This is a genomic window from Actinacidiphila oryziradicis (assembly GCF_005047355.1).
In the GTDB taxonomy this organism is placed as follows: Bacteria; Actinomycetota; Actinomycetes; order Streptomycetales; family Streptomycetaceae; genus Actinacidiphila; species Actinacidiphila oryziradicis.
On the sequence record NZ_SUMC01000380.1, the window covers coordinates 1 to 601 of the forward strand.

General features: G+C 70.4%; 1 pseudogene. It reads left to right on the plus strand.

The window, feature by feature from the left end:
- Positions 1-428 (plus strand): annotated as a pseudogene (locus tag FCI23_RS58085) (gamma-glutamyltransferase); the annotation flags it as partial.
- Positions 429-601: the final 173 nt, after the last annotated feature.

Genomic DNA, 601 nt, shown 5'->3' on the forward strand with positions numbered 1-601 from the left:
CCCCGAACGACGCGAACGCCCGAGCGGCGGGCCTGGACAGCTTCCTCACGGGCCGTATCCCGCACACGGAAGTCACTCTCGGCATGTCCCGACGGCTCTACGCAACCTGCGCCGAACTCTTCCAAGCCGACCGGGAGATCGCGGAGCGGACGCCGGGGCTACGCGCGGAGGACCGCACCACCGACGTCGAGGAGGAAGAACTGGAAGAACGATCGACGGCCGCGCGCCGCGAGTACCGCGAGCGCCAGGAGGAAGCCAGGCCCATCGTCCAACGCCGGCTCCGCGAGGTCTTCGCGGCCTCCCGCGACCAGCCCTGGGAGCACCGCCTGACGGACACCCCGCGCTTCACCCTCGCTCCGGTGGCCCTCGAAGCCACCACACCCGAGACCTGCCTGGCGGTCGACGCCGACGGTCTGTTCCCACGCTGACCGACGCCGAGGACCACGCCCGGCACTGAGGAAGGGCGCACGTGAGCGCACACCATGCAGGCGCACGCTGATTGGGGCCGCCGTCGCCGCTGGGAGCGCCCTGGGACTTTTCTGGGACTTCCGGCTGCATCAACGGGCACGAGTGTGAAACAGCCGAAAGGCCGTCTGCGCAG